The sequence below is a fragment of the Porphyrobacter sp. GA68 genome (genome assembly GCF_022605525.1).
Classification (GTDB): domain Bacteria; phylum Pseudomonadota; class Alphaproteobacteria; order Sphingomonadales; family Sphingomonadaceae; genus Qipengyuania_B.
Genome location: NZ_JAKQYJ010000002.1, coordinates 292,346 through 317,678 on the forward strand (window position 1 = coordinate 292,346; position 25,333 = coordinate 317,678).

The following is a 25,333-nucleotide window of genomic DNA, read 5'->3' on the forward strand; positions in this document are numbered from 1 at the left end:
TTTAACTCGTGCACACTTGAACAAGTGACGCAGTCAAGGAGGTCGCTGATAATGAAGTTGCACAAGACAAGCCTGGCCATTGCCGCCGCGGCTTTGGTAGCCATGCCGGTTGCCGCACAGTCCGCCAATACGCGGGCAAGCGCTCCGCTTGCTGGTGAAAGCGAACTGGCCGGTGACATCACGCCCGCCTTCATCATCGCCGCGATTGCGGGCATTGCCATGGCCGTGCTCCTGCTCGTGGACAATGACGACAACGATCGTGCGGTCAGCCCCTGAGGCGACCGTAATCGGAAAAACGGAAAAGCGGGGCGTTTCTGCCCCGCTTTTTTGTTGCCTGCCATGATTCCTGCCGCGGTTGGGCCTGCCGACCGTCTGGTCGGAGGTGATTTCGGCCGGTCCCGCTGCCGGCCGCAGTTGCAGGCTTCGGCACCTTGACCGGCGACCCTCCGCAATCCGCCGGGTATCCTGCTGTTAGGGCGGGATTTACTTCTGTTCGGCCAATGATAGTATCCCTGGCGGGGGAGCAGTTTTCGGGGGGCGCATGAACCATATGAACAGACGGGTGGGTCTGCGTTTGCTGCTGACAGCAACGGCGCTGGCAGTTGTTGCCGCACCGGCACACGCCTCAGACCCGGTTCAGCAGGATGTTGCCGGGGCCGCGCCGGTGCAGGAACGGCCGCCGCTGATCGCCACGCAGGCGTTCGCTGCGCGCGGGATGCTGCTGGACCCGCAAATGTCGCCAGACGGCCGGCGCATCGTCTCGCGCATGGTTCGCGCGAACAAGGAAATCGTCGTCGTAATCGACAGCGCGACCCGCGCCGCCACCAACACCTTCGGTCTGCCCGACAAGACCGAACTGGCTTGGGTTCGCTGGGCCGGCCCGGACAAGCTGCTTATCTCCGTCGCTCAGCCAAGCGCTCAGCTCGCAGAAGGCGTGCGGTACACGCGGGTCATCCTCCTCGACCTTGTCAGCGGGGCGCATGTGCCCATCGCCCGCAAGGAGCCCGTGGTGATCGGCGATGACGTGATCTTCGTCGATCCCGCCGGCGAATACGCGCTCATTTCCATGCAGCGCACGATCTACGAATATCCCGCCGTATGGCGCTTCGAACTGCGCGAGAAGGGGGCGGCCGCCATTGTCGAGAAGCCCAGGGAGGGCGTCTGGGACTGGTTCGCGGACGAGAGCGGGCAGGTCCGCATCGGGCAGGGATGGAGCAGCGGCCGCTTCAGCATCTACTATCGTTCCGCGGCCGGCGGCGAACTCAAGCGGGTCGAGCGGCTGAAGGAAGCCGACCTGGAACAGCGCGACTGGTGGGTGGCCCGTCTGGAACCCGGCAGCGACGTGGCCCACGTGTATTACGAAACGCCCGCCGGGCGGCTGGGTCTCGGCCGAATGGACTTCGCGCAGCGCGGAGCGATCGAACCCATCTATGCTTCGCCCGACCACGACGTCGACGATGTCCTGTTCACCAGCGACGGGCGGCTGCGCGCGGTCGCCTTCACCGATGATCGGTCCCGCGTGCACTGGACCGGTGAGGACGATCGCCGCCTGCAGGCGCAGCTGCAGACCGCCCTGCGCCAGTCTGACGTGTTCATCTCGTCCCGCGCGCGCGACAATTCGCGGATGCTGGTGTGGGCCGGCAACGAAGCCGATCCCGGAGCGTTCTACGTCTACTCGCCGGCGGAACGGAAGCTGGACCAGCTCAGCGAGCAGCGGCCCACTGTCGATTTCCGCCAGCTCGCGCCTGGGAAGGCAGTCACCTACACCGCGCGCGACGGCACCCCGATCCGGGCGTATCTGACGCTGCCGCGCGGCCGGGCCGCGACGGGCCTGCCGCTCATCATCATGCCGCACGGCGGCCCCTATGGCGTGCGCGACAGCCTGCGCTACGATGACTGGGTGCAGCTGCTCGCCAACCGGGGCTATGCCGTGCTGCAACCGAACTACCGCGGCTCGGGCGGTCATGGCGTTGCGTTCGAGAAGCTGGGGGACGGCCAGATCGGCCGCGGGATGCAGGACGATCTCGACGACGCAATGGACTGGGCCGTGGCCGAAGGGATCGCGGACCAAGCCCGCGTGTGCATGGTCGGCGGCAGCTACGGCGGCTATGCCGCGCTGTGGGCGGTCATCCGCAACCCGGAACGCTATCGCTGCGCCGCGAGCTGGGCGGGCGTGACGGACTGGGACAGCATGCTGCGCTACGATCGCAAGTTCTTCAGCCCGCGCGGAAACCGCAAATGGCGCCAGCGCATCGAAGGGGAGGGTGGGTTCGACCTCGACGCAGTGTCGCCCTATCGCCTTGCCCACACGCTGCAGCGCCCTGTCCTGCTGGGCCAGGGTACGGCGGACACGATCGTGCCGCCGTTCCAGTACCACCGCTTCCGCAAGGCCGCCGCCGCAGCCAAGGTGAAACCGGTCGAGTTGCTGCTGGAGGATGAGGGCCATTCCTTCATCAACCCCAAGAACGAACAGGCGTGGTACGACGCCCTCACCACGTTCCTTGCCCGGCACAACCCGGCTGACTGATCCGGCCAGCTGACTAATCCGGAGGGAGGGTGGACCGGCAGACGGCCAGGGCTGGCGGGGGGACCGCACAGCCCCTACATTGCCGCCCATGCACGAATTCTTCCAGCACGCGGCCACCACCAACGACGTGACTGTCCGCGTCGCGGTCAGCTATCTGCCCGAACAGTCCGACCCGGCGGCCGGCCGCTGGTTCTGGGCGTACCACATCCGCATCGAGAACCGCACCGCCGGCCGCATCCAGCTCCTCACCCGCCACTGGCGCATCACCGACGGGCGCGGGGCGGTGGCGCATGTCGATGGCGAGGGCGTGGTGGGCGAACAGCCGGTGATCCTGCCCGGTGGCAGCCACGACTACGTGTCCGGCTGCCCGCTCGGCACGCCGTATGGCTCGATGGAAGGGTTCTACGGCCTGGAGGACGAGGCCGGCGACCCGCTGGAAGTGCGCATCCCCTTCTTCCCCCTGTCCGCCGTCGCCACCGCGCCCTGAACCGCCCGCCTCACGCGCCCGCCTCCCCCTCAGCCCCCATGCGCGGGGCAAGGCCACGCTCCTTGCTCAACCGGAACGCCTCGATCTTGGCGTTGATGGAGGCGAGCACCCGTTCCTCGGCCGGGTATTGCGCCTGCCGGTACGCTTCCACCACCTCGCGCGCGATGCTGTCGTACACCGGATGGCCGGGTTTGAGGTGCTGCACCCCGTAACGCTGCGGCAGGCGGTGCTGCAGCAGGAAACGGAGCAGCGCATTGTCCGGCTTGTCCCACCAGCCAAGGATCCCGCCCCGCCCCACAATCGGCGTCGGCGTCCCTTTCATAGCGCGTTCCAGCGCGCAATCCTCCAGCCGCGCGACCCCGCGTTCGATCGCCGCGTCCCACGCCGCCGCGAACCCTTCGGCGCCCGGCCGCGCGCGCAGCTTGTACAGCGCCTCCATGCTCTTGCCGATGTGCCGCGCCGCCTGGTTCACGATGCCCGTCGCCGCGAGATGGGCGACAAAGGCGCGCTGGCGTTCGGGCGTGATCGAATTGCCGCGCGGGCGCGGGTGGAGATAGGGCGCGAAATCCAGCAGCGGATCATCCTCCGCCACCGCCGCCACGCGCCACGCGGTGCGCGACGTCGCCTGCTTGCGCAGCTTGCGCGTGCAGGTGGGGGCGGGTTCGTGGTGAGGCGGGCTGGCGGCGGGAGGAGCGGGCTTGCTGGGCATGACCCGCAGGCAGATTGCACAAAGCGGGACAGTAGGAAAATGGTTTCTTGTTCTCTTCTAAACCGCGTGTAAGCGAAGGAATTGAGAAGAAAAGTTGTCGGGGGGCTCGATGGATCGCTTGAAAGTTTTGGATGGGCTCAGGGCAGGCGCGGTGTTGCTGGTAATGATTTCACATGCGGGATTAGGGCATATCGTTCCTGGCGGCCTTGGAGTGAACATTTTTTTCGTACTCAGCGGCTTTCTCATCACGACTCTTCTGTTCGTTGAACGCGATGTGAATGGGTTCATCTCGCTTAAAGGATTTTACATGAGGAGAGCGGTGCGAATCATTCCTCCTATGCTCATCTCGTATGCCGCTGCTGTCCTGTTAGTCGCCGGTGGTCTCTTGCCTTCCGCGTTCGATGCATCTGGCATCATTGTAGATCTCTTTTTCTTGAGCAACTATTCAGATTTGATTGGCGTCGCATCCGGCATCCCAATTCCCCTTTGGTCTTTAAATATAGAAGAACATTTCTACATGGGATTTCCGTTTATCTTTCTGGCTGTTGCAAATAGTGTGATTGGAAGGTTTGGAAAGTTAATCTTGATCTTCCTGTTCTTGGCTTTGCTAATTCGCTTCTGGGAGTATGAGCGAGGAAACGGGGCAGGTATATACTATTGGACGCACACCCGCTTCGACATGATCTTATACGGAGTGGGTCTTGCTGTCGCTGCGCGGTCTGGTGTCATCGACCGGACAAAAAGAGGTGTCGGCATCGGCGCCCTTATACTCGCGACCATGGTCTTGCTCGCCACATTGCTCATACGAGACGATTGGTTCCGCGAGACAATCCGCTATTCACTTCAAGGCGTAGCGATTTCTGTGATATTGTATGTTCTTCTCCGAACCTATTTGCCGGTTATAACACCATTGCTGAGCAGTTCTGTCGCGAAGAGTGTCGCCGACCTTTCTTATGTGCTCTATCTCATTCATCTTCCCATGATGATGACTGCGCATAGCAGTGCGACTTTTCTGCCAGAACCACTTCGTTTTCTGTTAGGTGCGGCCGCGTCTTTTTTATTTGCTGTTCTCGTGCGCCGTTTTGTGGAGCTTCCGCCACTTGCTTGGCGCAAAAAGCTTAAGGTCGGACTCCAGCCAGTCGGACCTTTGAGACCTAAGGGGCTGGAGTAAATTGCGCTCGATCCCGGGAATGTTACCTGCTGTTTACCAAAGATTGCTAGAGAGGACGTCGGCAAGTTTGGGAGGAGACCCATGTTGAAGTTCCGTTCATCTTTACCCATCGTGCTCATAACGACCCTCGTCTCTGGGTGCAGAAGCGACGATGGTGCTCCGGCGATAAGCGCCAGTCCCCCGCCCGTCGCAGTTGTTGCTCTTCAACCAACTCCTACGCCGAGCCCCACGGCAACTGCTTCTCCCACACCACCGCCTGCCCCTACGCCAACTTCATCAGTAAAGGGGGATGGAAAAATCGTTCTGGTCACAGAAGGTGATAGCATCTCAATTACTTGGGGAGGTAATTATACTGGCATGTACAAGGCCGCCAGACCCGACATCGTCTTCCACGGGAAGGCAGTTGGCGGTTCTGGAATACGGAACTTAGAGACACGTCTTCCGACGATTCTTGCTCTTGAACCTGATATGGTCACGATCTTTATAGGCGCTAATGACCTAGCTTCTTATGAAAACGCGTCGGCTTACTTGATGGCTCTTAGATCATATATAGAAAAGATAAAGGCCACGGGCGCTAAGGTTGTGATCGCAACTGTTCTCCCACAGCAGCTAACTGACGTGAATAGAAGTGCGAAGCACAACGTCATGCGTAAGGAGTTAGCCAACTTCCTCCGGCAGGCCACTTGGGTCGATGGCCTGGTGGACTTTGCAGCAGATCCTGAAATGGGACCTGATGAAGCTGCGCTCAACAAAGCCCTTTACACTGACGGACTGCATCCAACGGACGGCACTCATGGTGTGGGTGAAGGAGGTCAGGTAAAGTTGTATCGAGTGTTCAAGCCGGTAGTCGATCAGCTCCTCAAGGACGTTCGTTGACCTTGACCCCGCGCCAAATCCAACATAAAGGGCCGCCCACAACCCGGTGCGTGCCATGGTCCGCGCCGGTGCGATATAGCTGAACATTGGCGGTCATGCGGGTGCCTTTCGCGGGCGCGGGGATGGTCGGCAAAGTAATCCGGTGCCAGGCGGCGCGGGGTGGAGTGTTTCAGTCATTGCGTCGCTCCTGCCACGGCAGGGGCCGTGTGCCGCGGGCGGTGTGCCGGCGGCGGGCGGATTGTCCGGCCCCTTCGGGTCGGGACGGGCGGTGCAAGACGGTTCCTTCTTTTCCCCTGTCCGCCGCGCGCCACACACGGTGAAGGAACACAAGTGCCCACTATCAACCAGCTGGTCCGCAAGGGCCGCGAGCCGCAGAAGGCCAAGTCCAAGGTCCCTGCGATGGAGCAGAACCCGCAGAAGCGCGGCGTCTGCACCCGCGTCTATACCACGACGCCCAAGAAGCCGAACTCGGCGCTGCGCAAGGTGGCCAAGGTGCGCCTGACGAACCAGCGCGAAGTCATCTCCTACATCCCCGGCGAAGGCCACAACCTGCAGGAACACAGCGTTGTGCTGATCCGCGGCGGGCGTGTGCGCGACCTGCCCGGCGTGCGTTACCACGTGCTGCGCGGCGTGCTCGACACGCAAGGGGTCAAGGACCGCAAGCAGAGCCGGTCCAAGTACGGGGCCAAGCGGCCGAAGTAAGGGTTTTCGTTGGGTGCGCTGCGGATATCCGTTCGCAGCTCGCGGCACCAGCCCTCTCCCCCACCCGGCCACCCGATAAGATACCCTGTGGGTGGCCGGGTGGGGGAGAGGGCTGGTGCCGAACCACTCCAAAGGAGTTAGAAGAAAATGTCACGTCGTCGTCGTCCCGAAAAGCGGGAAATCCTGCCCGATCCCAAGTTCAAGGATCAGGTGCTGTCCAAGTTCATGAACAACCTCATGCTGGACGGGAAGAAGTCGGTTGCCGAGCGGATCGTCTATGGCGCGCTCGACACGGTGGAAACGCGGGCCAAGGCCGACCCGCTGCAGATGTTCCACGACGCGCTCAACAATGTGAAGCCGCAGGTCGAAGTGCGCAGCCGCCGCGTGGGCGGGGCGACCTATCAGGTGCCGGTCGAAGTGCGGCCCGAACGCGCCCAGGCGCTGGCCATCCGCTGGCTGATCTCCGCCGCGCGCGGACGGGCGGAAACGACCATGGCGGCGCGCCTTTCGGCCGAACTGATGGACGCGGCGAACAACCGCGGCAATGCGGTGAAGAAGCGCGAGGACACGCACCGCATGGCCGACGCGAACCGGGCGTTCTCGCACTACCGCTGGTAAGCGGGGGGGGCGGATCGGCTCCGCGCCGTCTTTAACCTGCCATAAAGGCAACTATATGGAGCGCCGTCCGCTGTTGCTGGCGGCCTCCACCATTCTTTGAGGAATTGATTATGGCACGCAGCCATCCGATCGAACGCTATCGCAACTTCGGGATCATGGCGCATATCGACGCCGGCAAGACGACCACGACCGAACGGATCCTGTATTACACCGGCAAGTCCTACAAGATCGGCGAAGTGCACGACGGCGCTGCGACCATGGACTGGATGGAGCAGGAGCAGGAGCGCGGGATCACCATCACCTCGGCGGCGACGACCACCTTCTGGAAGGCCGAAGACGGCGAAGGGCCGGAACACCGCCTGAACATCATCGACACTCCGGGGCACGTGGACTTCACCATCGAAGTGGAACGCTCCCTGCGCGTGCTGGACGGCGCCGTGGCCGCCTTCGACGGCGTGGCCGGGGTGGAACCGCAGTCGGAAACCGTGTGGCGCCAGGCCGAGAAATACGGCGTTCCAAGAATGTGCTACGTGAACAAGCTGGACCGTACCGGAGCTGACTTCTACTACTGCGTGCAGACGATCATCGATCGCCTCGGCGCCGTTCCCGCCGTGCTTTACCTGCCGATCGGCGCCGAAGGCGACTTCAAGGGGCTGGTCGACCTCGTGAATAACCGGGCCATCATCTGGCAGGACGAGAGCCTGGGTGCGAAGTACGACTATGTGGCCATTCCCGACGACATGGCGGAGAAGGCGGCCGAATATCGCGAGCGTCTGATTGAATTGGCGGTGGAACAGGATGATGATATCATGGAGCAGTACCTCGAAGGTACGGTTCCCGATGCCGCCACGCTCAAGAGCCTGATCCGCAAGGGCACGCTGAACCATGCGTTCGTGCCGGTCATGTGCGGCTCGTCGTTCAAGAACAAGGGCGTGCAGCCGTTGCTCGACGCCGTTGTCGACTACCTGCCAAGCCCGGTCGATGTTCCTGCGATCAAGGGTGTGAAGCCGGACAGCGACGAAGAGGACAGCCGCCCATCCTCGGATGACGCGCCGTTTTCGGCCCTGGCGTTCAAGATCATGAACGATCCCTTCGTCGGAACCCTGACCTTTACCCGAATCTATTCGGGCAAGCTGACCAAGGGTTCGGTGCTTAACTCGGTGAAGGACAAGAAGGAGAAGATCGGCCGCATGCTGCTGATGCACTCCAACAACCGCGAGGACATTGATGAGGCATCGGCCGGCGATATCGTTGCGCTGGCCGGGCTGAAGGAAACTACGACCGGAGACACGCTGTGCGACCCGGCAAAGCCGATCATTCTGGAACGGATGGAGTTTCCCGAGCCGGTAATCGAACTGTCGGTGGAGCCCAAGACGAAGGCCGACCAGGAAAAGATGGGCGTGGCGCTGAACCGATTGGCGGCCGAGGATCCCTCGTTCCGCGTGTCCACTGACCATGAGTCAGGTCAGACGATTATCAAGGGAATGGGTGAGCTTCACCTCGACATCCTGGTCGATCGCATGAAGCGCGAGTTCAAAGTCGAGGCGAACGTCGGCGCGCCGCAGGTTGCCTACCGGGAGTCGCTCGCGAAGCAGGTGGACGTCGACTACACCCACAAGAAGCAGTCGGGCGGCTCGGGTCAGTTCGGCCGGGTCAAGGTCACGGTTATTCCGGGCGAACGCGGCCAGGGCGTGTTGTTCGAAGACGAAATCAAGGGCGGGAACATTCCACGCGAATATATTCCGGCCATTGAGAAAGGCTTCCGTGAGCAGGCTGAAAGTGGCCATCTGATTGGCTTCCCGATCATCGACTTTACCATTCGCCTGACAGACGGCGCATACCACGACGTCGACTCCAGCGCGATCGCGTTCGAGATCGCCGGCCGCGGAGCCATGCGAGAGGTGGCACAGAAAGCGGGCATCAAGCTGCTGGAGCCGATCATGAAGGTGGAGGTGGTCACGCCCGACGATTATCTCGGCGATGTGATCGGCGACCTGAACTCCCGGCGCGGGCAGATCCAGGGCACCGATACGCGGGGCAATGCTCAGGCGGTTGAGGCGATGGTGCCGCTGGCCAACATGTTCGGTTATGTGAACGAGCTGCGCTCGTTCACTCAGGGCCGGGCCCAGTACACCATGCAATTCTCGCACTACGATGAAGTGCCGGCAAATGTGGCACAGGAAGTCAAGGAGAAGCTTGCGTAAGGCAGGCGTTAGGGTTAGGGGCGGCGCCTGATTGCGCGGGGCCGCCTTTCGCCCGCATCAATTCACCATACAGCAGAGGTTATTCAAATCATGGCCAAGGAAAAGTTTCAGCGGAACAAGCCGCACGTGAACGTCGGCACCATCGGTCACGTCGACCATGGCAAGACCACACTGACGGCGGCGATCACCAAGGTGCTCGGCGCACCGGTTGATTTCGCCAATATCGACAAGGCTCCCGAGGAGCGCGAGCGGGGCATCACCATTTCGACCGCACACGTCGAATATGAAACCGACAACCGGCACTATGCCCATGTCGACTGCCCGGGCCACGCTGACTATGTGAAGAACATGATCACCGGCGCGGCGCAGATGGACGGCGCGATCCTGGTGGTGAATGCCGCTGACGGTCCGATGCCGCAAACGCGTGAGCACATCCTGCTTGCCCGCCAGGTTGGCGTGCCGGCGCTGGTCGTGTTCCTGAACAAGGTTGATCAGGTTGACGACGAAGAGCTGCTGGAGCTGGTCGAGCTGGAAGTGCGTGAACTGCTTTCCAAGTACGATTTTGACGGCGACAACATTCCGATCGTGAAGGGTTCTGCCCTTGCCGCTCTCGAAGGTCGCGACCCGGAAATCGGCGAGCAGAAGATTCTGGAGCTGATGGCTGCCGTGGATGAGCACATCCCGACCCCGGATCGTCCGGTCGACAAGTCGTTCCTGATGCCGATTGAAGACGTGTTCTCCATCTCGGGCCGCGGCACCGTTGTTACCGGCCGCGTCGAAACCGGCGTTGTGAACGTGGGCGACGAAGTCGAGATCATCGGTATCAAGGACACGAAGAAGACCACCGTCACTGGCGTCGAAATGTTCCGCAAGCTGCTCGATCGCGGTGAGGCGGGTGATAACATCGGCGCCCTGATCCGCGGCGTCGGCCGTGAAGAGGTTGAGCGCGGCCAGGTGCTCGCTAAGCCGGGCAGCGTAAACCCGCACACCGACTTCAGCGCCGAAGTCTACGTTCTTTCGAAGGACGAAGGCGGCCGTCACACGCCGTTCTTCGCCAACTATCGTCCGCAGTTCTACTTCCGCACCACCGATGTGACCGGCGAAGTGATCCTTCCTGAAGGCACGGAAATGGTGATGCCGGGTGATAACGTGACCATCGGTGTCAAGCTGATCGCGCCCATCGCCATGGACGAAGGTCTCCGCTTCGCCATTCGCGAAGGTGGCCGGACCGTCGGTTCTGGGGTTGTCAGCTCGATCACAAAGTAATATAGGCGCGCCTGTCAGCGGGAATCATCGCCCGCTGACAGGAATTTATCAGAGGGGCCGCCCTTCACCGGTGTAGCCGGATAGCGGGGCGGGCCTTTCTTTTTGTCAGAGCATCTGATGCTCACGGCTCTTTCTTATCGGTAGTTGGACATGGAAGCACAGAACATCCGCATTCGCCTGAAGGCGTTCGATCACCGCGTTCTCGACCAAGCGACTGGCGAAATCGCGGACACAGCACGCCGTACCGGTGCGCTTATTCGTGGTCCCATTCCAATGCCCACGCGGATCGAGAAGTTCACCGTGAACCGTGGTCCGCACATCGATAAGAAATCACGGGAACAGTTCGAAGTCCGCACCTACAAGCGGCTGCTGGACATCGTTCAGCCGAACGCGCAGACGGTCGATGCTCTGATGAAGCTGGACCTTGCTGCCGGCGTGAACGTGGAAATCAAGCTGGCCTGAGCCGGCATGCGGGTGCCCCTGCCATGGCAGGGGCGGTACGCTAAGGGGCGATGCCCCGAGGTCCATGGAGGACCTCGAATAGGAAGGGATACCGCCGGCGCTCTGCCGGGCAGCGTCCCCCGTCTTTTGCTCCCGCCATACTGGCGGAGCGTGTGGCCCGGGCGGGGTGATGTCAGACAATCTGGGCCGTGAACTGCGCCATGAGGCGGGGTTTGCACGCACGCGGAGATAGGCTCCGTGTGCCTCTGTTTAGGAGTATGACGATGCGCACTGGCGTTATCGCAAAGAAAGTGGGGATGACCCGCCTGTTCCAGGAGGATGGACGGCACGTGCCCGTGACTGTTCTCGCTCTGGAAGAGTGCCAGGTAGTGTCCCATCGCACCGCCGATCGCGACGGCTATTCTGCTGTTCAGGTCGGCGCAGGAACGGCCAAGCAGAAGAACGTCAACAAGCCACAGCGTGAACACTTCGCGAAGGCTGAAGTTGGCTTGAAGATGAAAGTGGCTGAGTTTCGCGTGAACGACGAGGCAGGCTTTCTGCCCATCGGTTCAACGATCTCCGCGGAGCACTTCGTCGCCGGGCAGAAGGTCGACATCACCGGCCATACACAGGGCAAGGGTTTTGCCGGCGCGATGAAGCGCTGGGGCTTTGGAGGTCTTCGCGCATCGCACGGTGTTTCGCTCAGCCACCGCTCGCACGGGTCCACCGGACAGCGGCAGGACCCCGGCAAGGTGTTCAAGGGCAAGAAGATGGCCGGCCACATGGGCGACCGTCAGCGCACGCAGCAGAACTTGGAAATCGTCCGCACCGACGCTGAGCGTGGCCTTCTCTTTGTCAAGGGTTCGGTACCCGGGTCGAAGAACAGCTGGCTGGTTGTCCGCGATGCGGTCAAGTTGCCGCTCCCCGAAGGTGTGCCGACCCCCGGGGTTGTGCTTGAGCGAAAGGCTGACGCACCGCAGCATGATGAAGCGCCCGCGGGCATCGTAGAGGCCGGCGCCGCTCCCGAGGTGAACTTGCAGGTCGACGCAGCTCAGCAGGAGCAGCTCGCACAAGAGCAGCAAGCTGGTGCCGGAACCGACACCACGCCGCCGGCTGGTGCGGATACAACCGAAAACAAGGAGGGCTGAGCCGTGAAGGTACAGGTTCAGGACCTGAGCGGCGCAGCCGCGGGTGAGATGGAATTGAGCGACGAAGTGTTCGGCGTGGAGCCGCGCGCCGACATTCTCCACCGGGTTGTCACTTGGCAGCTGTGGAACCGCCGCGAGACGGCGCGCCCGACGCGTGAGCGGTCCGATGTTGCGCGCACCGGCAAGAAGTTCGGCAAGCAGAAGGGTTCCGGCGGCGCCCGTCACGGCAACCGCGGCGCGCCGATCTTTATCGGTGGCGGCAAGGCGCATGGCGCACGCAAGCGCGACTTTCACATTTCGCTCAACAAGAAGGTTCGCGCGCTCGGTCTCAAAATGGCTTTGTCGACCAAGGCCCGCGATGGTCTGGTCGTGGTCGACAGCCTGGACTTGTCGGATGCCAAGACGAAGGCACTGAAGGCCCGATTCGAGCAGTCCGGTCTGAATGGCAAGGTGCTGGTGATCGACGGTGACAACGCCAGCGAAAGCTTCCGCCTTGCCGCGCGTAACCTGCCGGGGATCAACGTGCTTCCGGCAGTTGGCGCGAATGTTTACGACATCCTGAAGCATGACACGCTGGTTCTCACCAAAGATGCGGTCGCGAAGCTGGAGGCACGTTTCAATGGCTAAGAAGCAGCAAACCGCAGCCGCGCGGCATTATGATGTGCTGCTGTCGCCGCACATCACCGAAAAGGCGTCGCTGCTGGCAGAGCACAATGCGGTGATCTTCAAGGTGGCGGGCGACGCAAGCAAGCCGCAGATCAAGGAAGCGGTCGAAGCCATCTACAACAAGAAGGTGGCGGGCGTGAACACGCTTGTCGTCAAGGGCAAGAGCAAGCGCTGGAAGGGTAAGCCCTATCGGCGCAGTGACATGAAGAAGGCGATCGTAACCCTTGCTGAAGGCGAGATGATCGACGTCACCGAGGGTGTGAGCTGATCCGATGGCACTGAAGAACTACAATCCGACCAGTCCCGCACGGCGCGGTCTGATCCTGATCGACAAGTCGGTCCTGCACAAGGGCGGTCCGGTCAAGGCCCTGACCGAAGGCAAGCGCAAGACGGGTGGCCGCAACAACAAGGGCCATGTGACCTCGCGCGGGATCGGTGGCGGGCATAAGCAGCGCTACCGCATCGTCGACTTCAAACGTCGCAAGTGGGATGTTCCCGCAACTGTGGAACGGCTGGAGTATGACCCGAACCGCACCGCGTTCATCGCGCTTATCAAGTATGAAGATGGCGAACTGGCCTATATCTTGGCGCCGCAGCGTCTTGCTGTCGGTGATCAGGTGGTCGCCGGTGAGCGGGTCGACACCAAGCCTGGCAACGCTATGTTGCTGGGACAGATGCCAGTTGGGACCATTATCCACAATGTGGAGATGAAGCCGGGCAAGGGCGGCCAGATCGCCCGTAGTGCGGGTGCATATGTGCAGCTTGTGGGTCGCGATCGCGGAATGGTGATCGTGCGCCTCAACTCGGGCGAGCAGCGCTATCTGCCGGCCAGCTGCATGGGTACGGTCGGCGCGGTGTCAAATCCCGACAACCAGAACCAGAATTTCGGAAAGGCGGGCCGCACCCGCTGGAAGGGCCGACGTCCCTTGACACGCGGTGTGGCCAAGAACCCGGTCGATCACCCTCACGGTGGCGGCGAAGGCAAGACGTCTGGTGGGCGGCATCCGGTCACGCCTTGGGGCAAGCCGACCAAGGGTGCCCGCACTCGTCACAACAAGCGCACGGATAAGTACATCATCCGCTCGCGCCACACTAAGAAGAAGGGGTAAGGGCACATGGCTCGTTCCGTCTGGAAAGGCCCGTTTGTCGAGCTCAGCCTTTTGAAAAAGGCCGAGGAGGCGCATGACAAGGGTGCTCGCGCGCCGATCAAGACATGGTCGCGCCGGTCGACCATCCTGCCGCAGTTCGTCGGGCTGACGTTCAACGTTTACAACGGTCGTAAATTCATTCCCGTAGCGGTCAGCGAGGAAATGGTCGGGCACAAACTTGGCGAGTTCTCGCCAACCCGGACTTTCCCCGGCCACGCCGCCGACAAGAAGGGCAAGCGCTGATGGGCAAGGTCAAGGCACCGCGCCGTGTTGCGGATAACGAAGCTCTGGCTGTCGGCACGACTATTCGTGGATCGGCCCAGAAACTGAACCTGGTGGCCGCGCTGATCCGTGGACGCCGGGCTGAGGAAGCGTTGAACATCCTCACCTTCTCGAAGCGGGCTATGGCGCGCGACGCGCAGAAGGTGCTCGCGTCGGCGATCGCGAATGCCGAGAACAACCACAACCTCGATGTGGATTCCTTGATCGTAGCGGAAGCATCGGTCGGCAAATCCATCACGATGAAGCGGTTCCACACCCGTGGGCGCGGTAAGTCGACGCGGATTCTGAAGCCGTTCAGCAGACTGCGCATCGTAGTCCGCGAGCAAGAGGAGGCCTGATCGATGGGTCAGAAGAGCAATCCGATCGGTCTGCGCCTGCAGATCAACCGTACTTGGGACAGCCGGTGGTATGCCGAAGGGCGTAACTACGCGCAGCTGCTCAAGGAAGACATCGAGATCCGCAAGTACATCATCGCGTCTCTGCCCCAGGCAGCGATTTCGAAGGTGGTCATTGAGCGGCCGGCCAAGCTGTGCCGCATCTCGATATATGCCGCCCGTCCTGGCGTGATTATCGGCAAGAAGGGCGCGGATATCGAGAAGCTCCGCGGCAAGCTGGCAACCATGACGCAGAGCGAGGTCAAGCTCAACATCGTGGAAATCCGCAAGCCTGAAGTCGATGCGAAACTGGTTGCGCAAGGCATTGCCGATCAGCTTATCCGGCGCGTGGCGTTCCGGCGGGCCATGAAGCGGGCGGTGCAATCCGCGCTGCGGCTTGGTGCGGAAGGCATTCGGATCACTTGCGGTGGCCGGCTTGGCGGCGCTGAAATTGCGCGGGTGGAATGGTACCGGGAAGGTCGCGTGCCGCTGCATACCTTGCGCGCCAACGTCGATTATGCCGAAGCCGAGGCGCTGACCGCCTATGGCATCATTGGGATCAAATGCTGGATCTTCAAAGGCGAAATTCTCGCCCACGATCCTACAGCGCAGGATCGGCTCATGCTGGAAGCACAGACTTCCGGCGTGCGGCCGGCGCGCTGACGCAGGTTAGGGTAAGGCGATGCTGCAACCAAAGAAAACCAAGTTCCGCAAGGCCTTTAAAGGCCGCATCCATGGCGATGCCAAGGGCGGGACTGACCTCAATTTCGGCTCCTATGGTCTGAAGGCCCTGGAGCCGGAGCGGATTACCGCCCGCCAGATTGAAGCGGCGCGGCGTGCGATCACGCGGCATATTAAGCGTCAGGGGCGTCTCTGGATCCGCGTGTTTCCCGATGTGCCGGTATCGAAGAAGCCTGCCGAAGTCCGGCAGGGCAAGGGCAAGGGTTCCGTCGAGTACTGGGCGGCACGGGTAAAGCCAGGCCGCATTCTGTTCGAACTGGACGGGGTCGGCGGACCGCTCGCGGCAGAAGCATTCGAACGCGCTGCCATGAAGCTGCCGATCAAGACGAAAGTCGTGGCCCGGCTTGGCGACACTTCACATCTCGGAGGCGAATAATGGCTATTGATCAAGTTGCTGATCTGCGGGCCCGTTCGGACGACCAACTCGCCGAGCAGCTTACCGAGTTGAAGCGTGAACAGTTCAACCTGCGTTTTCAGGCGGCAACCAACCAGCTCGAGGCACCGTCGCGTGTCCGTGAGGTCCGCCGGACCATCGCCCGCATCAAGACCCTGCAGCAAGAGCGCACTCGCTCTACTGCGCAGGCGTAAGGACAAGATCATGCCCAAACGTATTCTCATCGGCACGGTGACATCCGACAAGACCGACAAGACGGTGACGGTTCTCGTCGAGCGGAAGGTGCGCCATCCGCTTTACGGCAAGATTATCCGCCGCTCGAAGAAGTATCACGCACACGACGACGGTAACGAGTATCGCGTCGGCGACACCGTGCGGATCGAGGAAACCCGGCCTATCTCCAAGACGAAGACATGGGCCGTGCTCGATCGTGTGCGGGCGAGCCGCGGCGAAGTCGTGGAAGCTGACATCGAAGAAGCAGGTCGCGCCGCCTGAACCTTGCGGCAAGAAATTAGAAGGAACTGCCGGACCGGTTCCGGCAAGCCAAACGAGAAGGAACTGGATCAATGATTCAGATGCAATCCAACCTGGACGTGGCCGACAACAGCGGCGCCAAGCGCGTACAGTGCATCAAGGTGCTGGGTGGCTCCAAGCGGCGCACCGCATCTGTGGGCGACGTCATAGTGGTGTCCGTGAAGGAGGCACAGCCGCGCGCACGCGTGAAGAAGGGCGACGTGCACCGCGCAGTGATCGTCCGCACGAAGAAGGATGTTCGCCGCCCCGATGGCACGGTGATCCGCTTCGACGGTAATGCCGCCGTGCTTGTAAACAAGAACGAAGAGCCGATCGGCACCCGGATCTTTGGCCCGGTTGTGCGCGAACTGCGTGGGCGCGGCTTCATGAAGATCATTTCGCTCGCGCCGGAGGTGTTGTGATGGCTGCTGCCAAGATCAAGAAGGGTGATAGCGTGGTGGTTCTGTCCGGCAAGGACAAGGGCCGGACCGGCACGGTGCGTCAAGTGATGCCGAAGGACGGCAAAGTTGTGGTTGACGGCGTGAACATTGCCGCGCGTCACCGCAAGCCAAGCCAGCAGAACCCGCAAGGCCGGATCGAGCGCAGCGAAGCGCCTATGCACATCGCCAAGGTGGCTCTGGCGGATCCGAAGGATGGCAAGCCCACTCGCGTCCGCTTTGAAGAGCGCGACGGCAAGAAGGTTCGCGTTGCGGCGCGTTCCGGGGAGACGATCAATGGCTGAGTACACCCCCCGCCTCAAGCAGCGCTACGACGATGAAATCGTGAAGGTGATGACTGAGAAGTTCGGCTACAAGAACCGGCTCGAAGTCCCCAAGCTGGAGAAGATCACGCTCAACATGGGCGTTGGTGAAGCCAGCCAGGACAAGAAGAAGGTTCAGACCGCCGCTGAAGAGATGGCGCTGATTGCCGGACAAAAGCCGGTGATCACCAAGGCCAAGAAGTCCATCGCGCAGTTTAAGCTCCGCGAAGGTATGCCGATCGGGTGCAAAGTCACTCTGCGCCGCGAGCGGATGTACGAGTTTCTGGACCGCCTGGTGACGGTGGCGATGCCACGCATCCGCGATTTCCGTGGCCTGAATGCTAAGAGCTTTGACGGACGCGGCAATTATGCCATGGGCCTTAAAGAACAGATCATCTTTCCCGAGATCAGCTACGACAAGATCGAGAAGGTCCGGGGGATGGACATCATTGTAACCACCACGGCGAAGACCGATGAAGAGGCGCGCGAACTGCTGCGTCTGTTCGGTTTCCCGTTCCCTTCCGAGCAGAAGCAGGAAGAGCAGAAGGAGGCGGCGTGAGCCGCTAAGGAGAGCTTAAGTCCATGGCGAAACTGAGTTCCATCAACAAAAACGAGCGGCGCAAGGCGCTGGTGAAGCGGTATGCGGCCAAGTACGAGCGGCTGAAGGCCGTGGCTGACGACAAGTCGCTTGACGAAGGCGAGCGGATGATTGCGCGCCTCAAGATGGCGGAGATACCGCGCAACGCCAATCCCACGCGGGTGCGCAACCGCTGCACCACCACCGGCCGCCCTCGCGGCTATTACCGGAAGTTCGGGCTCAACCGAATCGAACTTCGCGACCTGGGCAACAAGGGACTTATTCCCGGCCTCACCAAGTCGAGCTGGTAAGGATCTGACGAGATGGCATTGACCGATCCACTGGGTGATATGCTCACCCGCATCCGTAACGGACAGCGTGCGAAGATGGACTCCGTCCTCAGCCCTGCGTCCAAGCTGCGCGCCAATGTGCTGGAGGTGCTCCAGCGCGAAGGCTACATCCGCGGCTATTCCGAAGACAGCAGCGGCAAGCACAAGGCGCTGCGCATCGAACTGAAGTATTTCGAAGGCGAACCGGCGATCAAGCATGTCGCCCGCGTGTCGAAGCCGGGACGGCGCATTTATTCCGGCAGCCGCGAACTGCCGACAGTCCGCAACGGCCTTGGTATCACCATCGTGTCCACGCCCCGCGGCGTTCTTTCTGACGCGGAGGCGCGGACGCAGAAGGTCGGCGGCGAAGTTCTGGCGGAGGTATTCTGATGAGCCGGATTGGAAAGCGGCCGGTCGCGATCCCCGGTGGGGTGAACGCCGACATCAACGGCAGCACGCTTGTCGTCAAAGGACCCAAGGGTACTTTGTCGATGGGCCTGTCGGATGACATCGCCTACAAAATCGAAGACGGGGGCATCTCCGTTCTGCCCGCCAACGACAGCAAGCGTGCACGCGCGTTCTGGGGCATGCAGCGGACGCTGGTGTCCAACCTGGTTGAGGGCGTGTCAGAAGGCTTCACCAAAACGCTGGAAATTACCGGCGTTGGCTACCGTGCGCAGGCGCAGGGCAAGAAGCTGCGGCTTCAGCTTGGCTACAGTCACGACGTTGAACTGGACGTACCCGAGGGTGTCGAAGTGAAAACGCCAGACCAGACCACGGTCGAAATCAGCGGCATCGACAAGCAGCAGGTCGGACAGTTCGCGGCGGAAATCCGCGAGTGGCGCAAGCCTGAGCCTTACAAGGGCAAGGGCATCAAATACCGCGGCGAGTACATCTTCCGCAAGGAAGGGAAGAAGAAGTAACATGGCCAAGCTATCTCTTTTCGAGCGCCGCCGGCGCCGGGTGCGCACCGCTCTTCGCAGCCGCGGAGGGGCTCGTCCGCGTCTTTCCGTGCACCGCACGAACAAGCACATCTATGCCCAAGTGATCGACGACACTGCAGGGCGCACCGTTGCGTCCGCTTCCACTCTGGGCACCGAGCAATCTGGCGCGAATGTCGATGCGGCGGTCATGGTGGGCAAGACGATTGCCGACGCCGCCAAGCAGGCAGGCGTGACAAGTGTCGTGTTCGATCGCGGGGGTTACCTCTATCATGGCCGTGTCAAGGCGCTGGCCGATGCTGCCCGTGAAGGTGGGTTGGAGTTCTGATGATGGCTGATGAAAACAAGACCGACGGGACAACCGAGGTGACGCAAGAGCAGGTGGCCGCGATTGAAACGTCCAGCCCTGTCAATGAGCAGCCGGTAATCGACAACGCTGGCTCCACCCCGACATCGACGGTTGCGCCGACTGAAGCGGGCGAGAACCAGTCCGCCGAGGCAGGTGACCCGTCCCAGCCGGCCCGCCGTGGCCGTGGCGACCGCGGTGATCGTGGGGCGCAGCGGGGTCGGGGTCGTGGTGGACGTGACGACCGACGTGCACGGCGCGAGGAAGAAGATGACGGCCTCATCGAGAAGCTGGTTCATATCAACCGCGTCTCCAAGACGGTGAAGGGCGGCAAGCGCTTTGGCTTCGCGGCTTTGGTGGTCGTTGGCGATGGCACGGGCCGCGTCGGCTTCGGCCATGGCAAGGCGCGCGAAGTTCCTGAGGCGATCACAAAAGCGACCGCGTCCGCCAAGAAGAAAATGGTCCGCGTTCCGCTGAAGGATGGACGCACTCTGCATCATGACGGCAATGGCCGCTTTGGCGCAGGCAAGGTCACCCTGCGAACCGCTCCTCCTGGAACCGGCATCATCGCGGGTGGTCCGATGCGCGCAGTATTCGAGAGCCTTGGCGTTGCGGATGTGGTGACGAAGTCAGTGGGAACCTCGAACCCCTACAACATGATCCGGGCAACCTTTGACGCGCTCACGGATCAGACCTCGCCCAAATCGGTGGCTCAGCGTCGCGGCAAGCGGGTCGCGGATCTGCTTGGCCGCGGCGGCACCAGTACGGCCGAAGCAGAAGCTGAAGCCGCGGCGTTGACGGAGTAAGCGACATGGCAACGATCAAGATCAAGCAGATCGGCAGCCCGATCCGCAGGCCGGCCGAGCAGAAGAAGATCCTGACCGGGCTAGGTCTGGGAAAGATGCACCGGGTGGTGGAAGTTCAGGATACGCCTGAGGTGCGGGGTGCCATCGCGAAGCTGCCGCACATGGTAGCTATCGTAGATTAAAGCTGCCGCCTCGTCAGGGCGGTTTGACAGCGCGAACAAAGCGAAAGCGAGTGCAGACTATGAAACTCAACGAAATCCGCGACAACAATGGCGCCCGCAAGGGGCGAATGCGCGTCGGGCGCGGCATCGGCTCGGGCAAGGGCAAGACCGCGGGGCGCGGTCAGAAGGGCGCAAAGGCTCGTTCTGGTGTGGCCATTAACGGCTTCGAAGGCGGGCAGATGCCGCTTCACATGCGCCTCCCGAAGCGCGGCTTCAACAACATCTTCGCCAAGGACTACGCCGAGGTGAACCTGGGCATGATCCAGAAGATGATCGACGCTGGCAAGCTGTCCACGGACGGGGTGATCGACCACGATGCGCTCAAGGCGGCAGGTCTGGCGCGTGGCGGCAAGGATGGCGTGCGGTTGCTTGGCAAAGGTACGATTTCCGTCAAAGTGCAGCTGAAGGTGACCGGCGCATCCAAGGGCGCTCTCGACGCCGTTGAAAACGCTGGTGGCTCTGTTGAAGTGGTTGCCAAACGCGCTGCTCCGGCAGGCGTTTCTGACTGATGTCGACGGAACAGCAGGGTCGCTGAGGCTCTGCTGCCCTTGACTGACCCCTCTTGGCGGAGAAGGCGGCGTTCACCACGGCGCAAAATCTTGCCGGAGGGGTTCGACAATTCCGGTCGCCGCCCTTATCTGTGCAGCCAATCGCCGGGAGGGGCCGGCCTGTTGTAAGGCTTTTGTATCGACATGGCATCACGCGCCGACAGTCTAGCCACCAATCTGAGCTTCGCCAATTTTTCCAAGGCGACCGAGCTTAAGAAGCGCATCTGGTTCACCATCGGCGCGCTGGTGGTCTTTCGGTTCCTGAGCTTCGTGCCGCTGCCCGGCGTCAATCCGCTGATCCTCAATCAACTGTACGATCAGGCACGCGGCGGCATTCTCGATCTGTTCAACACGTTTTCCGGCGGCAGCCTGGAGCGCATGAGCCTGATCGCGCTCGGCGTGATGCCCTACATCACTGCGTCTATCGTGGTGCAGTTGGCGGCCTCTCTCCACCCAACGCTTGCGGCGCTGAAAAAGGAAGGCTCGACGGGGCGGCAAAAGCTCAATCAATACACCCGCTATGGCACAGTGTTCCTGTGCGCGATCCAGGGTTGGTTCCTTGCCTCGGGACTGGAGAGCTTTGCCGCGCAAAACGGGCTTGCAGCCGTCGTGGACCCGGGCATTACATTCCGGATAGGTGCGGTTATCAGCCTCGTCGGCGGCACCATGTTCCTCCTATGGCTGGGCGAACAGATCACCAGTCGCGGTATTGGGAACGGCGTCTCGCTCATCATCATGGCCGGCATCGTGGCGCAGTTTCCAAGCTTTGTTGGTAACTTCTTCGAGGGCGGGCGGACCGGCTCCATCTCGCCTGCGCTCATCGTTGCTTTTATTCTGATGATCGTGGGGTTGATCCTCTTCATCTGCTTCATGGAAAGGGCGCAGCGCCGGTTGCTGATCCAGTATCCCAAGCGTTCCACGGCGCGCGGCATGATGCAGGCGGACCGGTCGCATCTTCCGCTCAAGCTGAATACCGCAGGCGTCATCCCCCCGATCTTCGCCAGTTCGTTGCTGCTCTTGCCGCTGACCATCAGCCAGTTTGCCGGCAACTCGGTGGCCGCGGACAGCACCACTGGCGGAATAATCCAGACACTGAACTTTTACCTTGCTCCAGGGCAGCCGCTTTACCTGGCTCTCTACGCCGCAGGCATCATCTTCTTCGCGTTCTTCTACACGGCGGTGGTGTTCAATCCTGAAGAGACGGCCGAGAACCTCAAGAAGAACGGCGGGTTCATTCCGGGGATCCGACCGGGTAAGCGGACTGAGGATTATCTCGATTACGTCCTGACCCGCATTACTGTGATCGGCGCGATCTACCTGACGCTGGTATGCGTCATACCCGAGTACATGATCCGCCAAACCGGCATTCCGCTCTTCCTGGGAGGGACAAGCCTGCTGATCGTGGTCAACGTCACGGTGGATACCATTACGCAGATCCAGTCGCATCTGCTGGCTCACCAGTATGGCGACCTGATCAAGAAGGCCAAGTTGAAAGGGCGGCTCCGCTAGGCGCGGCGGCTTCAGGGGGAGCTTATGGACATCATCCTTCTCGGCCCACCCGGAGCGGGCAAGGGCACGCAGGCGCACCACCTGGTCCAGCATCACCGGATGCGGCAGCTTTCGACAGGCGACATGCTGCGGGCTGCCGTAAAGGCGAACACGCCGATAGGTCTTGAAGCGAAGGGCATCATGGAGCGGGGCGGGCTCGTCTCCGATGATATCGTGTCTGCGCTCATCGATGCGGAACTGCTTGCAATGGGGCCAGCAACCGGCGCCATTTTCGACGGTTACCCTCGAACTGCCGTGCAAGCGGCGGAATTGGATACGATCCTCGCCCGGCATGGCCGCAAACTTGATTACGTCATAGAATTGGAAGTGGACGAGGAAACCCTTGTGGACCGCGTCACTGGCCGGTTTACCTGCGCAAATTGCGGGGAAAGCTATCACGACCGGTATCGGCTGCCCCGGGTTGCTGGCGTGTGCGACATCTGCGCCGCTACGGAATTCAAGCGACGGCCCGATGACAACGAGGAAACGGTGCGCCACAGGATGGCGGAGTATCGCGCCAAGACGGCGCCAATCCTGCCAGGTTACGAGGAGCGCGGCATCGTGCGCCGGGTTGATGGAATGCAGCCGATCAGCCAGGTGACGGCCGATATCGAACAGATTTTGGCGAACGCGCAGCTGCGCGCCCGACCGGCAAGAGCGAGCCGAAGCAGCGGACAAGGTTGACATCGGCCGATCCCGGTTGACGCCTGTAGCGAATCGGCCTAAGCGCGCTCTATCCGACAGGTTCATGTCATGTCCGGCAGGTTCTCCGCAGTGGCGAGCCGACCGGGCTTTTTGCCGTATGGCAGGCAGCTGGCCGGACAAGCGTTGAGATAGGGCGGCGGATCCGGTGATCCGATCGTAAGACCCTGTGGAGCATGGAGAAAGCATAAGTGGCTCGTATTGCCGGGGTGAACATCCCCACCAACAAGCGCGTGATCGTCGCGCTCACCTACATTCACGGAATTGGCCGCACCACGGCGGAGCAGATCGCAACCAAGCTCGGCATTGACCACAGCCGCCGGGTGCAGGATCTGACCGATGCCGAAGTGCTGCAGATCCGCGAGACGATCGACGCCGATCATTCGGTGGAAGGCGACCTGCGCCGCGAAACTGCGATGAACATCAAGCGGCTGATGGACCTGCGCTCCTACCGCGGCCTGCGCCATCGCTCGGGTCTGCCCGTTCGGGGACAGCGCACGCATACCAACGCGCGCACCCGCAAGGGCAAGGCCAAACCGATCGCCGGCAAGAAGAAGTAATCTCGCCCGCTTTTTCCCTTTGGAACAGGGCCGCCCTGTTCCCATACTTCTGTAGCAGGAACCGAAAATCATGGCACGCGAACCAGGCCGCATCAAGCGGCGCGAGCGCAAGAACATTTCCAGCGGCGTCGCGCATGTGAATGCCAGTTTCAACAACACGATGGTGACCATCACCGATGCCCAGGGCAACGCGATCAGCTGGTCCAGCGCCGGGATGATGGGTTTTAAGGGCAGTCGCAAGTCCACTCCCTACGCCGCTCAGGTAGCGGCCGACGATGCGGGGAAAAAGGCTGCCGAGCACGGTGTGCGCACCTTGGAGGTCGAGGTTAAGGGGCCAGGGTCGGGCCGCGAAAGCGCGCTGCGCGCGTTGCAGGCCGTTGGGTTCACCATCACCTCGATCCGCGACGTCACGCCCATCCCGCACAACGGCGTGCGTCCTTCCAAGCGTCGCCGCGTCTAAGCGATCCTGCCGGATGGTTGGCTGAACGCGTCGGCCAACTATCTTACCCACACAGGAGCAGGGCGGCCACATCGCACCTGATCCGCCAGAACAACCCCAGGGGAATTTCATGGCCATCAACAGCAAGAACTGGCAGGAACTCATCAAGCCCAATAACCTCGAGATCAAGGACGCCGGTGACAAGCGCCGCCGGACCTTTATCGCGCAACCGCTGGAACGCGGCTTTGGCCTGACGCTCGGCAACGCGCTGCGCCGGACGCTCCTGTCCTCGCTACAAGGCGCTGCAATCACGTCCATCAAGATCGAGAACGTCCTGCACGAGTTTTCCTCGCTCGGCGGTGTACGTGAGGATGTGACGGACATTGTTCTCAACGTGAAGCAGATCGCCTTGCGGATGGAGGGCGAAGGTCCAAAGCGGCTGCAGCTGTCCGCCACCGGGCCTGGCCCGGTGACCGCAGGCGATATCGCGATGAGTGGCGACATCGAGGTGATGAACAAGAAGCTGGTCATCTGTCACCTCGACGAGGGTGCCAGCCTCAACATGGAGCTGACCGCGAACACCGGAAAAGGTTACGTTCCGGCAGTTCAGAACCGGCCTATCGACGCGCCGATCGGGCTTATTCCGGTGGACTCGCTCTACTCGCCCGTGCGGCAGGTCAGCTACAAGGTCGAGAACGCCCGCGTTGGGCAGGAACTCGATTATGACAAGCTTTCGCTGACGATCGAAACCGACGGAACCGTGTCGCCTGAAGACGCGGTGGCTTACGCTGCACGCATCCTGCAGGACCAGCTGAGCCTCTTTGTCCACTTCGAGGAGGGCGTGCCACGGGCCAGCTCGCCCATGATCGGCCAGGCGGCGGAGCCGACAGAGTCCGACACCAACCAGCTCAATCGTTATCTGCTCAAGAAGGTCGACGAGCTGGAGCTGTCGGTCCGCAGCGCCAACTGCCTCAAGAACGACAACATCATCTACATCGGCGATCTGGTCCAGAAAACGGAAGCCGAGATGCTGCGCACGCCGAACTTCGGCCGCAAGTCGCTTAACGAGATCAAGGAAGTGCTGTCGAGCATGGGTCTGCGCCTCGGCATGGACATCCCCGGCTGGCCGCCGGAGAACATCGAAGACATGGCCAAGAAGCTGGAGCAGGAACTGCTTGGCTGAGGAGGCGGTCGGGCGGGCCAGCCCGGCTTCCTGCATCGGCGGGACGTGTTCGGCTGATGCATGGTTTCAATCAAGGCGCAGGGTGGCGGCCTCGAACGGCCACCTG

The 25,333-nt window shown here is 61.6% G+C and carries 36 protein-coding genes; 35 read left to right on the forward strand and 1 reads right to left on the reverse strand.

Annotation, left to right across the window (positions count from 1 at the left end):
* The first annotated feature begins 51 nt into the window (after window positions 1-51).
* From LHJ54_RS09155 to apaG, 3 genes are all read left to right on the forward strand, one after another.
* Window positions 52-276 carry a hypothetical protein gene (locus LHJ54_RS09155; protein WP_228243580.1) on the forward strand — a complete coding sequence of 75 codons (225 nt, stop codon included), beginning with the start codon at window positions 52-54 and terminating at the stop codon, window positions 274-276.
* Between the two features lie 265 nt (window positions 277-541).
* Window positions 542-2,527 carry a S9 family peptidase gene (locus LHJ54_RS09160; RefSeq protein WP_228243581.1) on the forward strand — a complete coding sequence of 662 codons (1,986 nt, stop codon included), beginning with the start codon at window positions 542-544 and terminating at the stop codon, window positions 2,525-2,527.
* Window positions 2,528-2,615: 88 nt separating this feature from the next.
* A complete protein-coding gene (apaG, locus tag LHJ54_RS09165) occupies window positions 2,616-3,014 on the forward strand; it encodes a Co2+/Mg2+ efflux protein ApaG (protein WP_228243582.1) in 399 nt (132 codons plus the stop codon).
* A 10-nt stretch (window positions 3,015-3,024) separates the two neighbouring features.
* On the opposite strand, the gene LHJ54_RS09170 is transcribed toward apaG, so the two are convergent.
* On the reverse strand, window positions 3,025-3,723 hold the full coding sequence (locus tag LHJ54_RS09170; RefSeq protein WP_228243583.1) for a hypothetical protein: 699 nt from the start codon (window positions 3,721-3,723) through the stop codon (window positions 3,025-3,027).
* Between the two features lie 109 nt (window positions 3,724-3,832).
* Here LHJ54_RS09170 and LHJ54_RS09175 point away from each other — a divergent pair, with 109 nt between their 5' ends.
* From LHJ54_RS09175 to LHJ54_RS09330, 32 genes are all read left to right on the forward strand, one after another.
* A complete protein-coding gene (locus LHJ54_RS09175) occupies window positions 3,833-4,894 on the forward strand; it encodes an acyltransferase (RefSeq protein WP_228243584.1) in 1,062 nt (353 codons plus the stop codon).
* Window positions 4,895-4,975: 81 nt separating this feature from the next.
* Window positions 4,976-5,770 (forward strand): SGNH/GDSL hydrolase family protein, encoded by a 795-nt coding sequence (locus LHJ54_RS09180; protein ID WP_277754165.1) that lies wholly within the window; start codon window positions 4,976-4,978, stop codon window positions 5,768-5,770.
* A 330-nt stretch (window positions 5,771-6,100) separates the two neighbouring features.
* Window positions 6,101-6,472: a 30S ribosomal protein S12 gene (gene rpsL / locus LHJ54_RS09185; RefSeq protein WP_019831557.1), complete on the forward strand. Its 372-nt coding sequence runs from the start codon at window positions 6,101-6,103 to the stop codon at window positions 6,470-6,472.
* Window positions 6,473-6,619: 147 nt separating this feature from the next.
* Window positions 6,620-7,090 carry a 30S ribosomal protein S7 gene (gene rpsG, locus LHJ54_RS09190; RefSeq protein WP_228243585.1) on the forward strand — a complete coding sequence of 157 codons (471 nt, stop codon included), beginning with the start codon at window positions 6,620-6,622 and terminating at the stop codon, window positions 7,088-7,090.
* 110 nt (window positions 7,091-7,200) lie between these two features.
* Window positions 7,201-9,294: an elongation factor G gene (gene fusA / locus LHJ54_RS09195; RefSeq protein ID WP_228243586.1), complete on the forward strand. Its 2,094-nt coding sequence runs from the start codon at window positions 7,201-7,203 to the stop codon at window positions 9,292-9,294.
* Window positions 9,295-9,384: 90 nt separating this feature from the next.
* On the forward strand, window positions 9,385-10,560 hold the full coding sequence (gene tuf, locus LHJ54_RS09200) for an elongation factor Tu (protein ID WP_228243587.1): 1,176 nt from the start codon (window positions 9,385-9,387) through the stop codon (window positions 10,558-10,560).
* Between the two features lie 150 nt (window positions 10,561-10,710).
* Window positions 10,711-11,022, forward strand: coding sequence for a 30S ribosomal protein S10 (gene rpsJ, locus LHJ54_RS09205; RefSeq protein ID WP_006831877.1), 312 nt, complete (start codon window positions 10,711-10,713; stop codon window positions 11,020-11,022).
* A 263-nt stretch (window positions 11,023-11,285) separates the two neighbouring features.
* Complete coding sequence (rplC, locus tag LHJ54_RS09210) at window positions 11,286-12,149, forward strand: 50S ribosomal protein L3 (RefSeq protein ID WP_228243588.1); 864 nt, start codon at window positions 11,286-11,288, stop codon at window positions 12,147-12,149.
* 3 nt (window positions 12,150-12,152) lie between these two features.
* Window positions 12,153-12,776, forward strand: a complete 624-nt coding sequence (gene rplD / locus LHJ54_RS09215; RefSeq protein WP_228243589.1) for a 50S ribosomal protein L4 — start codon at window positions 12,153-12,155, stop codon at window positions 12,774-12,776.
* Window positions 12,769-13,083, forward strand: coding sequence for a 50S ribosomal protein L23 (locus LHJ54_RS09220; RefSeq protein WP_228243590.1), 315 nt, complete (start codon window positions 12,769-12,771; stop codon window positions 13,081-13,083). Before rplD ends, LHJ54_RS09220 begins: the two co-directional genes overlap by 8 nt.
* A gap of 4 nt (window positions 13,084-13,087) precedes the next feature.
* Window positions 13,088-13,924, forward strand: a complete 837-nt coding sequence (rplB, locus tag LHJ54_RS09225) for a 50S ribosomal protein L2 (protein WP_228243591.1) — start codon at window positions 13,088-13,090, stop codon at window positions 13,922-13,924.
* Between the two features lie 6 nt (window positions 13,925-13,930).
* The gene (rpsS, locus tag LHJ54_RS09230) at window positions 13,931-14,206 is read left to right on the forward strand and encodes a 30S ribosomal protein S19 (RefSeq protein ID WP_228243592.1); all 276 of its coding nucleotides are present in this window, start codon (window positions 13,931-13,933) and stop codon (window positions 14,204-14,206) included.
* Window positions 14,206-14,583 (forward strand): 50S ribosomal protein L22, encoded by a 378-nt coding sequence (gene rplV / locus LHJ54_RS09235; RefSeq protein ID WP_228243593.1) that lies wholly within the window; start codon window positions 14,206-14,208, stop codon window positions 14,581-14,583. Before rpsS ends, rplV begins: the two co-directional genes overlap by 1 nt.
* A gap of 3 nt (window positions 14,584-14,586) precedes the next feature.
* Window positions 14,587-15,282, forward strand: a complete 696-nt coding sequence (gene rpsC, locus LHJ54_RS09240) for a 30S ribosomal protein S3 (protein ID WP_228243594.1) — start codon at window positions 14,587-14,589, stop codon at window positions 15,280-15,282.
* Between the two features lie 19 nt (window positions 15,283-15,301).
* A complete protein-coding gene (gene rplP / locus LHJ54_RS09245; RefSeq protein WP_228243595.1) occupies window positions 15,302-15,736 on the forward strand; it encodes a 50S ribosomal protein L16 in 435 nt (144 codons plus the stop codon).
* Window positions 15,736-15,948 carry a 50S ribosomal protein L29 gene (gene rpmC, locus LHJ54_RS09250; RefSeq protein WP_228243596.1) on the forward strand — a complete coding sequence of 71 codons (213 nt, stop codon included), beginning with the start codon at window positions 15,736-15,738 and terminating at the stop codon, window positions 15,946-15,948. Before rplP ends, rpmC begins: the two co-directional genes overlap by 1 nt.
* Before the next feature lie 10 nt (window positions 15,949-15,958).
* Window positions 15,959-16,249, forward strand: a complete 291-nt coding sequence (gene rpsQ / locus LHJ54_RS09255; protein ID WP_228243597.1) for a 30S ribosomal protein S17 — start codon at window positions 15,959-15,961, stop codon at window positions 16,247-16,249.
* 71 nt (window positions 16,250-16,320) lie between these two features.
* Window positions 16,321-16,689, forward strand: a complete 369-nt coding sequence (rplN, locus tag LHJ54_RS09260) for a 50S ribosomal protein L14 (RefSeq protein ID WP_228243598.1) — start codon at window positions 16,321-16,323, stop codon at window positions 16,687-16,689.
* Complete coding sequence (gene rplX, locus LHJ54_RS09265) at window positions 16,689-17,009, forward strand: 50S ribosomal protein L24 (RefSeq protein ID WP_228243599.1); 321 nt, start codon at window positions 16,689-16,691, stop codon at window positions 17,007-17,009. Before rplN ends, rplX begins: the two co-directional genes overlap by 1 nt.
* Window positions 17,002-17,586: a 50S ribosomal protein L5 gene (gene rplE, locus LHJ54_RS09270; protein WP_228243600.1), complete on the forward strand. Its 585-nt coding sequence runs from the start codon at window positions 17,002-17,004 to the stop codon at window positions 17,584-17,586. Before rplX ends, rplE begins: the two co-directional genes overlap by 8 nt.
* 23 nt (window positions 17,587-17,609) lie before the next feature.
* Window positions 17,610-17,915 carry a 30S ribosomal protein S14 gene (gene rpsN / locus LHJ54_RS09275; protein ID WP_228243601.1) on the forward strand — a complete coding sequence of 102 codons (306 nt, stop codon included), beginning with the start codon at window positions 17,610-17,612 and terminating at the stop codon, window positions 17,913-17,915.
* 12 nt (window positions 17,916-17,927) lie between these two features.
* Complete coding sequence (rpsH, locus tag LHJ54_RS09280) at window positions 17,928-18,323, forward strand: 30S ribosomal protein S8 (RefSeq protein ID WP_228243602.1); 396 nt, start codon at window positions 17,928-17,930, stop codon at window positions 18,321-18,323.
* On the forward strand, window positions 18,323-18,856 hold the full coding sequence (gene rplF, locus LHJ54_RS09285; RefSeq protein ID WP_228243603.1) for a 50S ribosomal protein L6: 534 nt from the start codon (window positions 18,323-18,325) through the stop codon (window positions 18,854-18,856). Before rpsH ends, rplF begins: the two co-directional genes overlap by 1 nt.
* Window position 18,857: 1 nt before the next feature.
* A complete protein-coding gene (rplR, locus tag LHJ54_RS09290; RefSeq protein ID WP_228243604.1) occupies window positions 18,858-19,202 on the forward strand; it encodes a 50S ribosomal protein L18 in 345 nt (114 codons plus the stop codon).
* Window positions 19,202-20,026: a 30S ribosomal protein S5 gene (gene rpsE, locus LHJ54_RS09295; protein ID WP_228243605.1), complete on the forward strand. Its 825-nt coding sequence runs from the start codon at window positions 19,202-19,204 to the stop codon at window positions 20,024-20,026. The genes rplR and rpsE overlap by 1 nt, the downstream gene beginning before the upstream one ends.
* A 5-nt stretch (window positions 20,027-20,031) precedes the next feature.
* Window positions 20,032-20,208, forward strand: coding sequence for a 50S ribosomal protein L30 (gene rpmD / locus LHJ54_RS09300; protein WP_228243606.1), 177 nt, complete (start codon window positions 20,032-20,034; stop codon window positions 20,206-20,208).
* Window positions 20,209-20,267: 59 nt separating this feature from the next.
* Entirely contained in the window at window positions 20,268-20,756 is a 489-nt protein-coding gene (gene rplO / locus LHJ54_RS09305; RefSeq protein WP_228243607.1) for a 50S ribosomal protein L15, read from the forward strand.
* 183 nt (window positions 20,757-20,939) lie between these two features.
* The gene (gene secY / locus LHJ54_RS09310; protein WP_228243608.1) at window positions 20,940-22,304 is read left to right on the forward strand and encodes a preprotein translocase subunit SecY; all 1,365 of its coding nucleotides are present in this window, start codon (window positions 20,940-20,942) and stop codon (window positions 22,302-22,304) included.
* Window positions 22,305-22,328: 24 nt separating this feature from the next.
* Window positions 22,329-23,027, forward strand: a complete 699-nt coding sequence (locus LHJ54_RS09315; protein ID WP_228243609.1) for an adenylate kinase — start codon at window positions 22,329-22,331, stop codon at window positions 23,025-23,027.
* Between the two features lie 209 nt (window positions 23,028-23,236).
* Window positions 23,237-23,605 carry a 30S ribosomal protein S13 gene (rpsM, locus tag LHJ54_RS09320; protein ID WP_228243610.1) on the forward strand — a complete coding sequence of 123 codons (369 nt, stop codon included), beginning with the start codon at window positions 23,237-23,239 and terminating at the stop codon, window positions 23,603-23,605.
* Between the two features lie 70 nt (window positions 23,606-23,675).
* Window positions 23,676-24,065 (forward strand): 30S ribosomal protein S11, encoded by a 390-nt coding sequence (rpsK, locus tag LHJ54_RS09325; protein WP_228243611.1) that lies wholly within the window; start codon window positions 23,676-23,678, stop codon window positions 24,063-24,065.
* Window positions 24,066-24,174: 109 nt separating this feature from the next.
* Window positions 24,175-25,227 (forward strand): DNA-directed RNA polymerase subunit alpha, encoded by a 1,053-nt coding sequence (locus tag LHJ54_RS09330; protein ID WP_228243612.1) that lies wholly within the window; start codon window positions 24,175-24,177, stop codon window positions 25,225-25,227.
* Window positions 25,228-25,333 lie beyond the last annotated feature (106 nt).

Coding starts and splice junctions, on each gene's coding strand:
- rpsQ (WP_228243597.1), top strand. CDS start 15,959: ATGCCCAAACGTATTCTCATCGGCACGGTGACATCCGACAAGACCGAC.
- rpmD (WP_228243606.1), top strand. CDS start 20,032: ATGGCAACGATCAAGATCAAGCAGATCGGCAGCCCGATCCGCAGGCCG.
- rplO (WP_228243607.1), top strand. CDS start 20,268: ATGAAACTCAACGAAATCCGCGACAACAATGGCGCCCGCAAGGGGCGA.
- LHJ54_RS09160 (WP_228243581.1), top strand. CDS start 542: ATGAACCATATGAACAGACGGGTGGGTCTGCGTTTGCTGCTGACAGCA.
- rplN (WP_228243598.1), top strand. CDS start 16,321: ATGATTCAGATGCAATCCAACCTGGACGTGGCCGACAACAGCGGCGCC.
- rplE (WP_228243600.1), top strand. CDS start 17,002: ATGGCTGAGTACACCCCCCGCCTCAAGCAGCGCTACGACGATGAAATC.
- LHJ54_RS09175 (WP_228243584.1), top strand. CDS start 3,833: ATGGATCGCTTGAAAGTTTTGGATGGGCTCAGGGCAGGCGCGGTGTTG.
- LHJ54_RS09315 (WP_228243609.1), top strand. CDS start 22,329: ATGGACATCATCCTTCTCGGCCCACCCGGAGCGGGCAAGGGCACGCAG.
- LHJ54_RS09180 (WP_277754165.1), top strand. CDS start 4,976: ATGTTGAAGTTCCGTTCATCTTTACCCATCGTGCTCATAACGACCCTC.
- rplF (WP_228243603.1), top strand. CDS start 18,323: ATGAGCCGGATTGGAAAGCGGCCGGTCGCGATCCCCGGTGGGGTGAAC.
- rpsG (WP_228243585.1), top strand. CDS start 6,620: ATGTCACGTCGTCGTCGTCCCGAAAAGCGGGAAATCCTGCCCGATCCC.
- rplB (WP_228243591.1), top strand. CDS start 13,088: ATGGCACTGAAGAACTACAATCCGACCAGTCCCGCACGGCGCGGTCTG.
- secY (WP_228243608.1), top strand. CDS start 20,940: ATGGCATCACGCGCCGACAGTCTAGCCACCAATCTGAGCTTCGCCAAT.
- rplC (WP_228243588.1), top strand. CDS start 11,286: ATGCGCACTGGCGTTATCGCAAAGAAAGTGGGGATGACCCGCCTGTTC.
- rpsE (WP_228243605.1), top strand. CDS start 19,202: ATGATGGCTGATGAAAACAAGACCGACGGGACAACCGAGGTGACGCAA.
- tuf (WP_228243587.1), top strand. CDS start 9,385: ATGGCCAAGGAAAAGTTTCAGCGGAACAAGCCGCACGTGAACGTCGGC.
- fusA (WP_228243586.1), top strand. CDS start 7,201: ATGGCACGCAGCCATCCGATCGAACGCTATCGCAACTTCGGGATCATG.
- rpsH (WP_228243602.1), top strand. CDS start 17,928: ATGGCATTGACCGATCCACTGGGTGATATGCTCACCCGCATCCGTAAC.
- LHJ54_RS09330 (WP_228243612.1), top strand. CDS start 24,175: ATGGCCATCAACAGCAAGAACTGGCAGGAACTCATCAAGCCCAATAAC.
- LHJ54_RS09220 (WP_228243590.1), top strand. CDS start 12,769: ATGGCTAAGAAGCAGCAAACCGCAGCCGCGCGGCATTATGATGTGCTG.
- rpsK (WP_228243611.1), top strand. CDS start 23,676: ATGGCACGCGAACCAGGCCGCATCAAGCGGCGCGAGCGCAAGAACATT.
- apaG (WP_228243582.1), top strand. CDS start 2,616: ATGCACGAATTCTTCCAGCACGCGGCCACCACCAACGACGTGACTGTC.
- rplP (WP_228243595.1), top strand. CDS start 15,302: ATGCTGCAACCAAAGAAAACCAAGTTCCGCAAGGCCTTTAAAGGCCGC.
- rpsC (WP_228243594.1), top strand. CDS start 14,587: ATGGGTCAGAAGAGCAATCCGATCGGTCTGCGCCTGCAGATCAACCGT.
- rplV (WP_228243593.1), top strand. CDS start 14,206: ATGGGCAAGGTCAAGGCACCGCGCCGTGTTGCGGATAACGAAGCTCTG.
- rpsN (WP_228243601.1), top strand. CDS start 17,610: ATGGCGAAACTGAGTTCCATCAACAAAAACGAGCGGCGCAAGGCGCTG.
- LHJ54_RS09155 (WP_228243580.1), top strand. CDS start 52: ATGAAGTTGCACAAGACAAGCCTGGCCATTGCCGCCGCGGCTTTGGTA.
- rpsS (WP_228243592.1), top strand. CDS start 13,931: ATGGCTCGTTCCGTCTGGAAAGGCCCGTTTGTCGAGCTCAGCCTTTTG.
- rpsJ (WP_006831877.1), top strand. CDS start 10,711: ATGGAAGCACAGAACATCCGCATTCGCCTGAAGGCGTTCGATCACCGC.
- rplR (WP_228243604.1), top strand. CDS start 18,858: ATGGCCAAGCTATCTCTTTTCGAGCGCCGCCGGCGCCGGGTGCGCACC.
- LHJ54_RS09170 (WP_228243583.1), bottom strand. CDS start 3,723: ATGCCCAGCAAGCCCGCTCCTCCCGCCGCCAGCCCGCCTCACCACGAA.
- rplX (WP_228243599.1), top strand. CDS start 16,689: ATGGCTGCTGCCAAGATCAAGAAGGGTGATAGCGTGGTGGTTCTGTCC.
- rpmC (WP_228243596.1), top strand. CDS start 15,736: ATGGCTATTGATCAAGTTGCTGATCTGCGGGCCCGTTCGGACGACCAA.